Annotated in this window: 8 protein-coding genes; 4 read left to right on the forward strand and 4 right to left on the reverse strand. The window is 71.3% G+C overall.

Annotation, left to right across the window (positions count from 1 at the left end):
• Positions 1-124 precede the first annotated feature (124 nt).
• Together OG552_RS13205 and OG552_RS13210 are read left to right on the forward strand one after the other, a co-directional pair.
• On the forward strand, positions 125-1,987 hold the full coding sequence (locus OG552_RS13205; protein WP_329132484.1) for a hypothetical protein: 1,863 nt from the start codon (positions 125-127) through the stop codon (positions 1,985-1,987).
• 8 nt (positions 1,988-1,995) lie between these two features.
• Positions 1,996-3,534, forward strand: coding sequence for a hypothetical protein (locus OG552_RS13210; protein WP_329132486.1), 1,539 nt, complete (start codon positions 1,996-1,998; stop codon positions 3,532-3,534).
• A 167-nt stretch (positions 3,535-3,701) separates the two neighbouring features.
• On the opposite strand, the gene OG552_RS13215 is transcribed toward OG552_RS13210, so the two are convergent.
• The 3 genes from OG552_RS13215 to OG552_RS13225 form a co-directional block, all read right to left on the reverse strand.
• Positions 3,702-8,666, reverse strand: coding sequence for an NAD-glutamate dehydrogenase (locus tag OG552_RS13215; RefSeq protein WP_329132488.1), 4,965 nt, complete (start codon positions 8,664-8,666; stop codon positions 3,702-3,704).
• A 266-nt stretch (positions 8,667-8,932) separates the two neighbouring features.
• Positions 8,933-9,586, reverse strand: coding sequence for an HAD family hydrolase (locus OG552_RS13220; RefSeq protein WP_329132490.1), 654 nt, complete (start codon positions 9,584-9,586; stop codon positions 8,933-8,935).
• Positions 9,587-9,679: 93 nt separating this feature from the next.
• Positions 9,680-10,186: a DUF6912 family protein gene (locus tag OG552_RS13225; RefSeq protein WP_329132492.1), complete on the reverse strand. Its 507-nt coding sequence runs from the start codon at positions 10,184-10,186 to the stop codon at positions 9,680-9,682.
• A gap of 139 nt (positions 10,187-10,325) precedes the next feature.
• Between OG552_RS13225 and OG552_RS13230 the strand changes: the two genes are divergently transcribed.
• Complete coding sequence (locus OG552_RS13230) at positions 10,326-10,832, forward strand: Rv3235 family protein (protein ID WP_329132494.1); 507 nt, start codon at positions 10,326-10,328, stop codon at positions 10,830-10,832.
• Between the two features lie 79 nt (positions 10,833-10,911).
• On the opposite strand, the gene secA is transcribed toward OG552_RS13230, so the two are convergent.
• On the reverse strand, positions 10,912-13,719 hold the full coding sequence (gene secA, locus OG552_RS13235; RefSeq protein ID WP_329132496.1) for a preprotein translocase subunit SecA: 2,808 nt from the start codon (positions 13,717-13,719) through the stop codon (positions 10,912-10,914).
• Positions 13,720-13,970: 251 nt separating this feature from the next.
• On the opposite strand from secA, the gene OG552_RS13240 reads away from it, so the two are divergent.
• Positions 13,971-14,558, forward strand: a complete 588-nt coding sequence (locus OG552_RS13240) for a GNAT family N-acetyltransferase (RefSeq protein ID WP_329132498.1) — start codon at positions 13,971-13,973, stop codon at positions 14,556-14,558.
• The last annotated feature ends 32 nt before the right edge of the window (positions 14,559-14,590 follow it).

A 14,590-nucleotide genomic window follows, 5' to 3' on the forward strand; every position in this document is an offset into this window, starting at 1 on the left:
CTCCAGCGGGGGGTCGGGGTCCGCCACCCGGAGGGTCGGGCGGGGGTCGTCCGCGTGGCGGGGCCGCGGGGTGCGGGGACCGGGGCAGGCTCTGGTGGCGACGCCGCCGGAACCTGGAGCTGTCATGACATCACCCGACCTGATCCCCGACTCGCGGCGCCCATCGGTCACCGGACCGGCCCGGCGCGCCGAACGCTCCGGGATGCTGCGCCCCGGCGGCCGGCTCCGCGAAGCCGCGATCATCGGCGCCCCCGCCCTGATCGCCATGCTGCTGGGCTACCGGCAGCGCTGGGTCGGCGACGACGGCATGATCTACACCCGCACCGTCCGGCAGCTCCTGGCCGGCCACGGCCCCGTCTTCAACCTCGGCGAACGCGCCGAAGCCTCCACCGGCACCCTCTGGCAGTGGCTGGTGGCCGGCGCCGCCTACCTCTGCGGCCGTGACCCCTCGATGGTCGCCGTCGCCCTCGGCATCCTCCTCACCGGCGCGGGCTACGCCTTCGCCATGGCGGCCGCCCGCACAGCCGTCCGGCCACTCAGCACGGTCCCGCTGCTCCCACTGGGCATGCTGGTCCTGCTGGCCGTGAAGGCCGACTGGGACTACGCCACCTCCGGCCTGGAGAACGGGCTCAGCACCGGATGGATCGGCTTCTCCTGGTGGCTGCTGGTGCGGGCCCGCCCCGCCGGGCCCGCCGGCCCGGCCCCGGCCTCGGCCACGACCCCGGCCACGACCCCGACCGCGGCCCCGCCGACCCCCATCCCGGCCGGCCGCCTCCGGCCCCGCACCCCCCGGTCCCCCGGCTACGCCGCCGCCTTCGTCATCGGCCTCGGCCCCCTCGTCCGTCCCGACCTCACCCTGGTGAGCGGCGTCTTCCTGGCCGCCTTGTGGTGGCTGCGCCGCCCCGACGCCCGCCGCACCCTGCTGGCACTGCTCTGCGCCGGCGCCCTCCCGGCCGCATACGAGATCTTCCGCGCCGGTTACTTCGGCGTCCTCGTCCCGCTCCCCGCGCTCACCAAGGAAGCCTCCGACGCGGTGTGGACCCGCGGCTTCGCCTACTTCGCCAACTTCGCGGACCCGTACCGCCTCTGGCTCCCGCTGATGCTGCTGGCCGCGCTCGCCGCCTTCCTCCCCCGTACCGCGGTCCGCCCGGAACTCCTCGCGCCGCCGGTCGCGGGGCTGCTGTCGTGGCTGTACGTGTGCCGGGTCGGCGGCGACTTCATGCACGGACGGCTGCTGGTGCCGGGCCTCCTGCTGCTGATGCTGCCGCTGTGCGCGGTCCCGCTGTCCCGGCCGGTGGGCGCCGTCCTGGGCGCGCTGGTGGTGTGGGCGGTGTGCTGCGCGCTGCTGTGGCGGCCGGTGGCGTCGACCGGGAACCCGTATCTGATCCTCGACGAGCAGCGGCAGTACGTCGTCTACACCGGCGACCCGCACCCGATCTCCGAAGCCACGCACGCGCACCGGGCCAAACCGCTGCGCCCCGCCCTGCGCGCGGCCGGCGCGGCGGGCCGCCCCGTCCTGCTGCTCCAGGCCCCGGGCGGCAAGCTCGTCTCGCTGCCCCTGGCCCACCGGTTCGGCGACCGGCTCGCCGCCTCGTACGACCTGCTCGGCTACAACGGCATCGTGACCCCGCTGGCCGACACCTCGGTCGACCCGCTCGGCCTCGCCTACCCGTTGGCCGCCCACCAGTCCCGCGCCGCGTCCCGTACCGCCGGCCGCTCCGGGCACGAGAAGCCGCTCGACCCCGCCTGGATCGTCGCCGACTACACCGACCCGGGCACCCCGCTGCCGCCCGGTATCGCCCCGGCCCGGGTGGCCGCCGCCCGGCACGCCCTGACCTGCGGTCCGCTCGCCGAACTCCAGGCGTCCGTCCGGGCCCCGATGACCCCGGGCCGTTTCCTGGACAACCTCCGCGGCGCCTGGACCCGCACCTCCTTCCGCTACCCCGACGACCCCGTCAGGGCCGAACGCACCCTGTGCGGCCCGTGAGCCGACCCATGACGGCGACCGAGACCCGGCAGCCGCCACGCTTTCCCAGCCGCCCGCCGCGGAACCGTGCCGTCCGGTGGCGTCCCGGGCCGTACCTCCTGGTCGGCGGGGCCTGCTGGCTGCTGCTCGCGGTGGTGACCTGGCACACCCCGATCGCCTCGGACTTCGGACAGCACGCGGCCGCGGTGGAACAGGTCAAGGCGAACTGGCGCCACCCGGGGAACCCGCTGCTGAAGGCCCCCGGCACCGGCAGCCCCTACTACTCGCCCTACATCGTGCTGCTCGGCCTGGTGGCGAAGGCGACCGGCACCGCGGGCTGGCTGGTCCTGCGGTGGTGCGGCGCGCTGAATCTGGCGGTACTGGTCGCCGGGGTGGGGGCGTACACGAAGACGCTGACCGGGCGCCGCTGGGCACCGGTGTACGCGCTGCTCGCCTTCGTCCTGCTGTGGGGGCCGAAGGCCGCGGAGTGGAGCGGCTTCTGCGGGGTGTGGTCGCTGACCCGCGGGGCCTCCTATCCGAGCACCTTCGCGGTGGGGCTCTCCTTCGTGCTGTGGACGGGCACCGACCGGCTGGCCCGGCACGGCGCCCGGGCGCTCCCCTGCATGGGGCTCGGGCTGCTCGGCGCGGTGCTGCTGCTGATCCACCCGGTGACGGCGCTGGCGGCGGGGGTGGGGGTGGCCGCGATCGTGGCGGGCCGGCAGCGGTCGTGGTCCTGGCGGGCGGCCGGCGGCTGGGCGCCGACGGCGGCCGTGGCGGTGGCACTGGCCGCGGCCTGGCCGTACTTCGACGTGTTCGCGCTGGCCGGCGACACCTCCCTGGACTATCTGCACCGCAAGCTCTACCAGCACCCCTTCCCGTGGTACGGGCTGGCCGCGGCCGGCCTGCCTGCCCTGCTGTGGCGGGCCCGGCAGCGGCTGCGGGACCCACTGGTGGTGATGTTCGCGGCGGACACCGTGATCGCCGGCTACGGCTGGCTCAGTGCCCACTACGTCTACGGCCGGGTCTTCGCGCTGGCGCTCGTCCCCCTCCAGTTCTCCCTCGCGGTGGAGCTGGCCGCGCCCCGGCCCTGGCCCCGGGCGCGGCGGTGGCTGGTGCCGCTCACCGCGGTCGCGGTGTGCTGCGGCCTGGTGGCGCAGGCGGGCGCGGTGGTCCCGCGCCGCTATCTGCCGGTCGCCCTTGACCACCCGCGGCGCTGGCACAGCTACACCTGGGTGACGGACCTGGTGCCGGCCGGCGACGTGGTGCTCACCGACGGATACGCGGCCACCCATGTGCTGCCCGCCTACGGCATCTTCCTGGTCGCGCCCACCTGGCCGGACCCGGCGATCCCGGCCGCCGAGACCGCCCGCCGGTTCGCCGCCCTGTACGGCTACCTCGACCCGCGCACTCCCACCGCCGTGCGGCGGCAGATCGTACGGCGTTACGACGCGCGCTGGCTGCTGCTGACCCGGGGCCAGGACGTGCCGTACGAGGGGCAGTCGGTGGCGTGGAGCCAGGACTCGCAGGAGCGGCTGATCAGGCTCTACGAGCCGCCCCGCGAGCACTGACCCGCCACCCTGCCCGGGCGGCCGGGCCGTACCGGCTTGCCGTACGGCCCGACCACCCGCCCACTGCGCTGCGCACTGCCCCGCCCGCTGCCCCACCCACTGCCCCGCACGTCGCCCGCGCGGGCTCGCCAGGGGCCACCCGGCGGCTACCGGCGGCTACCGGCGGCTCATCGGTGCGTGCGCAGCAGCGTCCGGAAGGTCCGCATGGCCACCGAGAGGCTGGCCAGGTCGAACTCCTCCGCCCCCTGGATCTCCTCCAGCGTGGTGCGGGCCCGGCTGATCAGACCGGAGTTCTGCTCCTCCCAGCCCTTGTAGCGCTGCTCGGGCGTCGCCCCGTCCTTGCCCGCGGAGAGCACGTCGGCGGTGAGCGCCGCGTGCGCCGCGAACAGGTCCTCGCGGATCGCGGCCCGCGCCATGGACTGCCAGCGGTCGGCACGGGGCAGCAGGATGATCCGGTCGAGCAACTGGGTGATGCCCAGCCGGTCGGCGAGGTCGAAGTAGACCTCGGCGACGTCCAGCGGATCCTTGCCGCTGCGGTCGGCGACAGCCACGATGTCCAGCGACGGGAACGCCGAGGAGAACCCGGCCACCCGGTTCGCCAGCTCCTCCGGCACCCCGGCGCCGGTCAGCTCGTCGTGCAGCGTCTGATACCACTCCAGGTCGGCGCCCCGCAGCAGCTTCGGCAGCTGCGACCAGACCGTGTGCACCCCTTCGGTGAAGACGTCGATGGTCTCGGCGATCTGCAACGGCTGCAGCCGGTTGTTCAGCAGCCAGCGGGTGCCGCGCTCGACCAGCCGCCGCGAGTGCAGCCTGATCCGGGTCAGCACGTCGGCGGGCACGGTGTTGTCGAGTGCCTCCACCTCGTCCCAGATCCGGCCGAGACCGAAGATCGCCCGGGCCGCGATGTGCGCCCTGACGATCTCGTCGGTCGTCGCGCCGGTCTCCTCCCGGAAGCGGTGCAGGAACGTCGTACCGCCGGAGTTCACCGTGTCGTTGACCAGCACCGTGGTGATGATCTCGCGGTGCAGCGCGTGGTTGTCGATCTGCTGCTCGAACCGCTCGCGCAGCGGGACCGGGAAGTACGCGTGCAGCAATCCGCGCAGATACGGGTCGTCGGGCAGATCGGTATGGATCAGCTCCTCGGCCGCGGTGATCTTGGCGTAGGCGAGGATCACCGCGAGCTCGGGCTGGGTCAGGCCCTGGCCGGCCGCCAGCCGCTCCCGGATCTGCCGGTCGGTGGGCAGGAACTCCAGCCCCCGGTCCAGGTGGCCCTCGCGCGCCAGCCGGCGGATGAACCGCTGGTGGGCGTGGAGCAGGCTGGCGCTCTGCGCCATGCTGTTGGCCAGCGCCACGTTCTGCGCGTAGTTGTTGCGCAGCACCAGGTTGCCGACCTCGTGGGTCATCTCGGCCAGCAGGGCGTTGCGCTGCTTCACCGTCAGATCGCCCTCGGCGACGACGCTGTTGAGCAGGATCTTGATGTTCACCTCGTGGTCGGAGGCGTCCACCCCGGCGCTGTTGTCGATGGCGTCGGTGTTGATCCGGCCGCCGGAGCCGTCCGGGCCGCCGGAGCGGGCGAACTCGATCCGGCCCAGCTGGGTGAAGCCGAGGTTGCCGCCCTCGCCGACCACCTTGACCCGCAGTTCCGAGCCGTTGATCCGGATCGCGTCGTTGGCCTTGTCGCCGGCGTCGGCATGGGTCTCGGTGGACGCCTTGACGTAGGTGCCGATACCGCCGTTCCACAGCAGGTCCACCGGAGCCTGCAGGATCGCCTTCATCAGCTCGGCGGGGGTGATCTTCGCGGCGGTGGTGTCGATGCCGAGCGCGGCGCGGACGGTCTGGTTCAGCGGGATCGCCTTGGCGGTGCGCGGGTAGATGCCGCCGCCCGAGGAGATCTTCGAGGTGTCGTAGTCGGCCCACGAGGAGCGCGGCATCTCGAAGAGCCGGCGCCGCTCGGCATAAGAGGTGGCCGCGTCCGGGTGGGGGTCGAGGAAGATGTGCCGGTGGTCGAAGGCGGCGACCAGCCGGATGTGCTCGGAGAGCAGCATGCCGTTGCCGAACACGTCACCGGACATGTCGCCGATGCCGACGACGGTGAAGTCCTCTTCCTGGGTGTTGTGGCCGGTCTCCCGGAAGTGCCGTTTCACCGACTCCCAGGCGCCGCTGGAGGTGATGGCCATCTTCTTGTGGTCGTACCCGACAGAGCCGCCGGAGGCGAAGGCGTCGCCGAGCCAGAAGCCGTAGCCGGTCGCGACCTCGTTGGCGATGTCGGAGAAGGACGCGGTGCCCTTGTCGGCGGCCACCACCAGATAGGTGTCGTCCTCGTCGTGCCGCACCACGTTCTGCGGCGGGACCACCTCGCCGGCCACCAGGTTGTCGGTGATGTCGAGCAGCCCGGAGATGAAGGTCTTGTACGAGGAGATGCCCTCGGCGAGCCACGCGTCCCGGTCCGCCGCCGGGTCGGGCAGCCGCTTGCCGACGAAGCCGCCCTTGGCGCCAACCGGCACGATGACGGTGTTCTTCACCATCTGCGCCTTGACCAGGCCGAGCACCTCGGTGCGGAAGTCCTCCCGGCGGTCGGACCAGCGCAGACCGCCGCGGGCGACCTTGCCGAACCGCAGGTGGACGCCCTCCACCCGCGGTGAGTACACCCAGATCTCGTACGCCGGGCGGGGCGCCGGCAGCTCCGGGATGGCCTGCGGGTCGAACTTGACCGACAGGTAGGGGTGCGGATTGCCCTCGGCGTCCTTCTGGAAGAAGTTGGTCCGCAGTGTGGCCTTGATGAGGGTGAGGAAGGCCCGCAGGATGCGGTCCTCGTCCAGGCTGGCCACCTGGTCGAGCGCCCCTTCGAGCTCTTCCAGGATGCCGTCGGTCAGCTCGCTGCCGGCCCGCTGGTGGTCCGGGGAGAGCCGGGCCTGGAAGAGGTTGATCAGCAGCCGGGTGGTGTGGACATTGCTGCGGAGGGTGTCCTCCATGTAGTCCTGGCTGAAGGTCGAACCGGCCTGCCGCAGATACTTCGCGTACGCCCGCAGCACCATCGCCTGCCGCCAGTCCAGACCGGCCCGCAGCACCAGCGAGTTGAAGCCGTCGTTCTCCGCCCGGTCGGTCCAGGTGGCGGCGAACGCCTGCTGGAACCGCTCGCGCGCGTCGTCCCCGAGGTCCCCCAGCGCCGGGTCGAGGCGCAGGCCGAAGTCGTAGATCCAGGCCCGGGAGTTGTCGGTCCTGCGCAGTTCGTAGGGCCGCTCGTCGACCACCTCCACGCCGAGCCGCTGGAGCACCGGCAGCACCGCGGAGAGCGAGACCGGCGCGCCGGTGCGGTAGATCTTGAAGCGCCGCTCCTCGGGGGCCGCGCCCACCGGCTCGTAGAGGCTGAGCGTGAAGTCGTCGGCGCCCAGGCTCTCGACATGCTGGAGGTCGGCGACCGCGGAGCGCGGGGTGAAGTCCGACCGGTAGCCGTCGGGGAAGGCGTGCGCGTACCGGCGGGCCAGTTCGGCGGCCCGCTCCTCGCCGCACTCGGCGGTCAGTGCCTCGCCGAACCCGTCCGCCCAGGAGCGGGTCGCCTCCGACAGCCGGTTCTCGATCCGCTCCACATCGGCGTCGCCGAGCTGCGGCAGCGGGGTGCCCGCGTCGACCCGGATCACGAAGTGCAGCCGGGAGAGCACCGACTCGGTGTTCCACGCGGTGAAGTCGGCGCTGTGGCCGCCCAGCTCCTCCTGGAGGATGTGGGTCAGCCGCAGCCGTACCGCGGTGGTGTAGCGGTCCCGCGGCAGGTACACCAGTGCGGAGTAGTACCGCCCGTACTCGTCCTGCCGCAGGAACAGCCGGAGTTTGCGGCGCTCCTGGAGGTACAGCACGCTGGTGACGATGGACCGCAGTTCGTCGGCTGGCGTCTGGAACAGCTCGTCGCGCGGGTAGGTCTCCAGGATCTGCAGCAGGTCGCGGCCGTCGTGGCTCTCGGGCGAGAACCCGGCGCCGTCCAGCACTTCTTCGACCTTGCGGCGGATCACCGGGACCCGGCGGATCGACTCGGTATAGGCGGCCGACGAGAACAGGCCGAGGAAGCGCCGCTCGCCGATCACATTGCCCTCGGCGTCGAACCGCTTGACCCCCACATAGTCCAGGTAGGACGGCCGGTGCACGGTGGAACGGCTGTTCGCCTTGGTGAGGATCAGCAGATGGTGCTCGCGGGCCTTGGCCCGGGCGTCGGCCGGCAACCGGCTGAACGACGGCGAGTTGGCGTGGGCCGGGTGACCGGGCTGGATGCTGTCGGCCCGCGGGTGCACCGGGTCGGAGCGCAGGATGCCGAGGCCGGTACCGGGGACGGCCACCAGCACGTCCTCCGCGGCGCCGTCCGGGCCTGCCTCGCTGGTCAGTTCGTACTCGCGGTAGCCGAGGAAGGTGAAGTGGTCGTCGCAGAGCCAGCGCAGCAGCTCCACCGCTTCGACCGCTTCCTGCTCGGCGACCGGCGGCGGCGTGGTGGTCAGTTCGTCGGCGATGGACTGCGCGGCCTGGCGCATCTTCGTCCAGTCCTCGACGGACTCCCGGACGTCGGACAGGACGCGCCGCAGGTCGGCGGTGATCTCCTTGAGGTCGTCGCGGTCGGTCTCGCGGTCGATCTCGACGTGGATCCACGACTCGGTCAGCACGTCGTGCGGCAGCGGCTCGTCGTCATTGCCGCAGGCGGAGCCGATCACCTCCAGGAGCTTGCCGGTGACGTCCCGGCGGACCTGGAACTGCGGGTGGACGACGACATGGATGGCCCGGTTGGCCTGGTTGAGCGCGCTGGTCACCGAGTCCACCAGGAACGGCATGTCGTCGGTGACGACCTCGACCACCGTGTGGCTGCACTGCCAGGCGTTCTCTTCTATGGTCGGCGTGTGCACCCGCACGTTGGCGGTGCCCTGCGGGCGTACCTCCGCCAGCCGGTAGTGGGAGAGCGCGGCACCGAAGACGTCGACCGGATCGCGGCCCATCAAGTCCTCTGGTGCGGTGTGCCGGTAGTAACGCTGGAGGAACGCGGTCAGCGTCTCCGCGTCGAGGCCCTGGCCGGGTGCTCCCCCCGCCGGGCTGTTCTCACCGACCCGCGCTGCCTGTTCCAGCAGCTCGGCCTTGGCTTCGTCCAGCTTGGTCTGCATGTCCTCTAGCTCCTGTCGCGCGCCGTTGCGTGACGTCGGGTGATGGCACGTCTTCCCGCGGCGCGGGGTTACCGCTACGGGACGACGCTATGCCGGAAAAGGGGTTCGTCGAGCCCGTGAGCGCATATCTGCCCCGGGTGCGCGGATCAACGGTGATCACGCGCGCAAGGCTATCGCTCCGGTCGGGGTGCCCGTGCGCGCCGCCTTCGTACAAATCGGCCGTCCGTCTTTGGCCCGATTGGCCACAAGTCACGTTCCGCCGCAGGTCAGCGGGCTATTCGCTCGGCCAGTGCGACGGCGTCCGTAAGGGTGTCCACCACGGGCACCCCCGCCGACTCCAGGCTCTGCCGGCTGCCGGAACCACCGGTGTAGAGGACCGCGTACGCGCCCACATGGGCCGCCGCCGCGGCGTCGTCGAGAGCGTCGCCGATCACCACCACGGTGCTGGTGTCCACCCCGTCGAGCGAGGCCAGGTGGAGGGCCATCTGCTCGGCCTTGCCCGCGGTGGAGGGGCCGGTGCGTCCGTCCACCCGCACGAAGTGCCGGTCGATGCCGTGCGTGGTGACCATGGGCAGCAACTGCTCGTGCGGGGCGAGCGAGCAGAGCGACTGGGTGAGGCCGGCCGCCTGCCGGGCGGTGAGGAGTTCCCGGGCGCCCTCGGCGAGGCCGCACGCCTCGGCCATGGCCCAGTAGTGCCGGTGGAAGGTGGCGTCCATGACCTCCCACTCCGCGTCGGTGGGCAGCCGGCCGATGAGCCGCTCGTAGAAGCGGGGCACCGGCACGCAGTACAGCTCGCGGTAGCGGTCCAAAGTGATCGGTGGCAAGCCGAGTTCGGCGAAGGAGGCGTTGGTGGCCCCGATCACCGCGTCCATGTCGTGGAACAGGGTGCCGTTCCAGTCCCACACCAGATGCGCGTTCACAGGAAAACCGTACTCGCGCAGGGCGACGCCCCGTTTCCAGCCTGTGGATAACTTTCGTCCGCCCGGCGACCTCAGCTCACGGCCGCCGCCGGGTCACCCGATCAGATGGGGAATCTCCTGCGTGGCGTACCAGAGCAGTTCATGGTCCTCCACCCCGTCCACGGTGAACTGCGCGTCGTCGTCCCCGGCGTCGGCCGCGCCCAGCGCCTCGGCCGCCGCGCTGACATCGGACACCGCGTCGTCCGCGTCGACGTGGACCGCCGCCGTCTTGGTGAAGGGCACCGGGCGGGCCAGCCGTACCTCGCCGAGCGCGGCCGGGTCGAGCCCGCGGTCCGGGTCGTGGGCCACCTCGCCGTCGGCGATGTCCACCGCGACCACCACCCGGCGGCGCGGGGTGTCCGGGTGGACCGCCAGCAGCCGCAGTGACGCCTGGGCCGCTCGCGTCAACGCCGCGTACTCCAGCTCTTCGATGTCGTCGGAGACGTACCACTCGCGCAGTCCGGGCGTCACCGCGAAGGCGTCCAGCGGCGCGGGCCCGATCTCGCCTGCCTTGTAGCCCTCGGCCAGCCCGGCGAGAGTGGTGGGAATGTAGACGCGCATGGCGTGAAGCATACGTGCGCCGCCATCCTGATAGGTGAATCTCGGGCGGCCCCCCGGCAGCGCACCGAGAGCTTGCCCGGAACTCCCGCGGACCCCTACAACCGGCCCTACCACCCGGTAACGATCTTCGGAGTCCCCCGTGCGCAACTCAGCCCCGCACTCGTCCCTGCCCTCGTCCGTACCCCCGTCCGTCACCACAGCCCAGGCGCCCGTGATCCGCCGTCCCGGCGCCGGCACCGCCCCACCGGGCCGCCGTGACACCCGGCGCCCGGCGGGCCGCCCAGGGGCCCCTGCCCGCCCGCTCCCGCCCCACATCTGGTTCGCCGGCCGCCTGCTCGACGTCCTCACCGGCCGCCGGCCGCTGACCTGCCTGGCCGGACGGGTCCGGGACGAGGCGTACCAGCGGCTGTGGGAGCTGCACGCGGCCCGCGCGGACTGGCGCCGCCAGGTCCGCGGCCGTACCCCGTACGTGTACCGCTGCCGGTTTTTCCGCACCCCCGACGGAGCCCTGGAAGTCTCCGCCGTGGTCGCGCTCGACCAGGACGTCTTCCGGGCACTCGCCTTCCGCCTCGAACCCGGCGACGAGGAGTCGGGGCCGGGCTACGGGGACGCCCGCTGGCGCTGCACCGCGGTCGCCGCCCAGTGAGCCGGGGCACGGAAACGGCCCGGGACCGGACCGTGTCGGCCCGGCCCCGAGCCGGTGTTCCCGCGTCCTGCCGCCCCCGCTACTTCTTGCGGCGGCGTCCGCCCTTGGCCGCCCGGCGGCGCTCCGCGCGCGTCGTACCGACCTCTTCGCCGGCATCGGCACCGCCGGCGTCCACCGAGGCGCCCTCGAACTCGCCCTCGACGACACCGCCCTCACCGTCCACCGAAGGAGCGGAGAAGTGCAGGCGGTCGGCCCGCTTGGGGGCGTCCAGGCCCTTGGCGCGGATCTCCGGACGAGCCTCCTTGATCAGCGACGGGACCGCGTCCTCGATCGCGTCGGCCACCGGCACCTCCTCGACCTGCTGCTCGACCTGGACCTCCAGGTTGAACAGGTAGCCGACGGACTCCTCCTTGATGCCGTCCATCATGGCGGTGAACATGTCGAAGCCCTCACGCTGGTACTCCACCAGCGGGTCGCGCTGCGCCATCGCGCGCAGCCCGATGCCCTCCTGGAGGTAGTCCATCTCGTAGAGGTGCTCACGCCACTTGCGGTCCAGCACCGAGAGCACCACGCGCCGCTCCAGCTCGCGCATGATCTCCTCGCCGAGCTGCTTCTCCCGCTCGGCGTACTGCTCGCTGATGTCGTCCTTGACCGACTCGGCGATGAACTCGGCGGTGATGCCGGCCCGGTCGCCGGCCGCCTCCTCCAGCTCCTCGATGGTGACCTTGGTCGGGTAGAGCTGCTTGAAAGCGCCCCACAGCCGGTCCAGGTCCCAGTCCTCGGCGAAGCCCTCGCGGGTCTCGGCGTCGATGTAGGCGTCGATGGTGTCGTTCATGAAGTGCTGCACCTGCTCCTGCAGGTCCTCGCCCTCCAGGACGCGGCGGCGCTCGCCGTAGATGACCTCGCGCTGCCGGTTGAGCACCTCGTCGTACTTCAGGACGTTCTTGCGGATCTCGAAGTTCTGCTGCTCGACCTGCGACTGGGCCGACGCGATGGCCCGGGTGACCATCTTGTTCTCGATCGGCACGTCGTCCGGCACGTTCGCCATGGACATCACACGCTCGACCATCTGCGCCTTGAACAGGCGCATCAGGTCGTCGCCCAGCGACAGATAGAAGCGGGACTCGCCCGGGTCGCCCTGCCGGCCGCTACGGCCGCGCAGCTGGTTGTCGATCCGGCGGGACTCGTGGCGCTCGGTGCCCAGCACATACAGGCCGCCGAGCTCCTTGACCTCTTCGAACTCGGCCTTGACGGCCGCCTCCGCGCGCTCCAGCGCCTCGGGCAGAGCCGCAGCCCACTCCTCGACGTGCTCGCCCGGGTCCAGGCCGCGCTGCCGCAGTTCCGCCTCGGCGAGGTCGTCGGGGTTACCGCCGAGCTTGATGTCGGTGCCGCGGCCGGCCATGTTGGTGGCGACGGTGACCGCGCCCTTACGGCCCGCCTGCGCCACGATCGACGCTTCACGGTCGTGCTGCTTGGCGTTCAGCACCTCGTGCGGGACACCACGCTTGGACAGCTGCGCCGACAGGTACTCGGACTTCTCCACCGAGACGGTGCCGACCAGGACCGGCTGGCCCTTCTCGTGCTTCTCCACGATGTCCTCGACCACGGCCGCGAACTTCGCCTCTTCGGTCCGGTAGATCAGGTCCGGCTTGTCCATCCGCTGCATCGGGCGGTTGGTCGGGATCGGGACCACGCCGAGCTTGTAGATCTGGTGGAACTCCGCCGCCTCGGTCATCGCCGTACCGGTCATACCGCAGAGCTTGTCGTACAGGCGGAAGAAGTTCTGCAGGGTGATCGTGGCGAGGGTCTGGTTCTCGTCCTTGATGTCCACCCCTTCCTTCGCCTCGATCGCCTGGTGCATGCCCTCGTTGTAGCGGCGGCCGGCGAGGATACGGCCGGTGTGCTCGTCGACGATCATGACTTCGCCGTCCATGACGACGTAGTCCTTGTCGTTCTTGTAGAGCTCCTTGGCCTTGATGGCGTTGTTCAGATAACCGACGAGCGGGGTGTTCACCGACTCGTAGAGGTTGTCGATGCCCAGCCAGTCCTCGACCTTGGTGACGCCCGACTCGTGGATCGCGACGGTGCGCTTCTTCTCGTCCACGTCGTAGTCGCCGGTCTCCTCCTTGCCCAGCGAGCCGGCCTCTCCGCGGTTGAGGCGCTTCACCAGGCGGGCGAAGTCGCTGTACCACTTGGTGGCCTGGTCGGCGGGACCGGAAATGATCAGCGGCGTACGGGCCTCGTCCACCAGGATCGAGTCGACCTCGTCGACGATCGCGAAGTTGTGGCCGCGCTGGACCAGCTCGTCCTTCGACCACGCCATGTTGTCGCGCAGGTAGTCGAAACCGAACTCGTTGTTCGTGCCATAAGTGATGTCGCAGGCGTACTGCTCGCGGCGCTCGGCCGGCGACATGTTCGCCAGGATGCAGCCGACCTCAAGGCCGAGGAACTTGTGCACCCGGCCCATCCACTCCGAGTCCCGCTCGGCGAGGTAGTCATTGACGGTGATCAGATGAACACCCTTGCCGGAAATGGCATTCAGATAAGCGGGCAGGGTGCCGACCAGGGTCTTGCCCTCGCCGGTGCGCATTTCGGCGACATAACCGAGGTGCAGCGCGGCGCCGCCCATGATCTGAACGTCGTAGTGGCGCTGTCCCAGAACGCGCTTGGCCGCCTCACGGACGGTGGCGAACGCCTCGGGAAGCAGGTCCTCCAGGGACTCGCCGCCCGCGTAACGCTCCTTGTACTCGTCCGTGAGAGCCCTCAGCTCGGCATCGGAGAGGTCGAGAAAGTCCTCTTCGATGGAATTGACCTGGTCCGCGATGCGGTGCAGCTTGCGCAGGATCTTGCCTTCACCTGCACGCATGATCTTGCTGATGACGGACACGTAGGCTGGCTCCTTGCCGGTCGGGCCTGGCGCGGCTCCCGCGCTGGCACAGCGGGGGGTTTCTCGACTGTCTCGGACAGGGTTCGGACGGTCTCGGGCCCAGCTGCAACGGCCATCGTAAGCGAGGAGACCAGCGGGCCGGGAGGCCCGGCGGAGGCAAAACGGTTTTCCGCGGCTCCTGGGGCTCGGTGATACTCACCTGACACCCGTCGGCAGGTCCGCCTGCCTCCCGCCGGAAGGTGCGGTTCAGCATGGAAACGATCACTCTGACCACCGACCGCCTGCACCTGCGCCCGCTGGAAGCAGCCGACGCGGACGCGGTCCACGCGGCCTGTCAGGACCCCGAGATCCCGCGCTGGACGACCGTCCCCTCGCCCTACACCCGGCAGCACGCGGCGGACTTCACCGGCAGGACCGGCCCCGCCGGCTGGCGGGAGGACACCCAGTACACCTTCGGCGTCTTCACCCGGGACACCGGCGCCCTGGTCGGCTCCATGGGCCTGGTACGCCTCGCCCAGCTCGCCGCCCCCGACCACCAGGCGGAACTCGGCTACTGGACGGCGAAGGAGCAGCGCGGCAAGGGCTTCACGGTGGAAGCCGGCCGCGCGGTCTGCGGCTGGGCCTTCGCGTCGCTCGGGGTGGAACGGCTCGAGTGGTACGCCGAGGCCGGCAACGAAGCTTCCCGCGCGGTGGCACTGAAGCTGGGCTTCGTCATGGAGGGGACCATACGGTCGCGAATCCTGCACGGGGGCACCCGGCGCGACGCCTGGACCGGCTCGCTGCTGCCCTCGGACTGGGGGCTGGAGACGGCCACGGCGTACCTGCCGTACGGAAAGTAGCAGGCCGTCCGGATACGTGCAGGTCAGCGCGA

The organism is Streptomyces sp. NBC_01476 (assembly GCF_036227265.1).
Lineage (GTDB): Bacteria > Actinomycetota > Actinomycetes > Streptomycetales > Streptomycetaceae > Actinacidiphila.

Bases quoted from the DNA above. Each gene is read 5' to 3' on its own strand.
- OG552_RS13205 (WP_329132484.1), top strand. From the start codon at position 125: ATGACATCACCCGACCTGATCCCCGACTCGCGGCGCCCATCGGTCACC.
- OG552_RS13210 (WP_329132486.1), top strand. From the start codon at position 1,996: ATGACGGCGACCGAGACCCGGCAGCCGCCACGCTTTCCCAGCCGCCCG.
- OG552_RS13215 (WP_329132488.1), bottom strand. From the start codon at position 8,666: ATGCAGACCAAGCTGGACGAAGCCAAGGCCGAGCTGCTGGAACAGGCA.
- OG552_RS13225 (WP_329132492.1), bottom strand. From the start codon at position 10,186: ATGCGCGTCTACATTCCCACCACTCTCGCCGGGCTGGCCGAGGGCTAC.
- OG552_RS13240 (WP_329132498.1), top strand. From the start codon at position 13,971: ATGGAAACGATCACTCTGACCACCGACCGCCTGCACCTGCGCCCGCTG.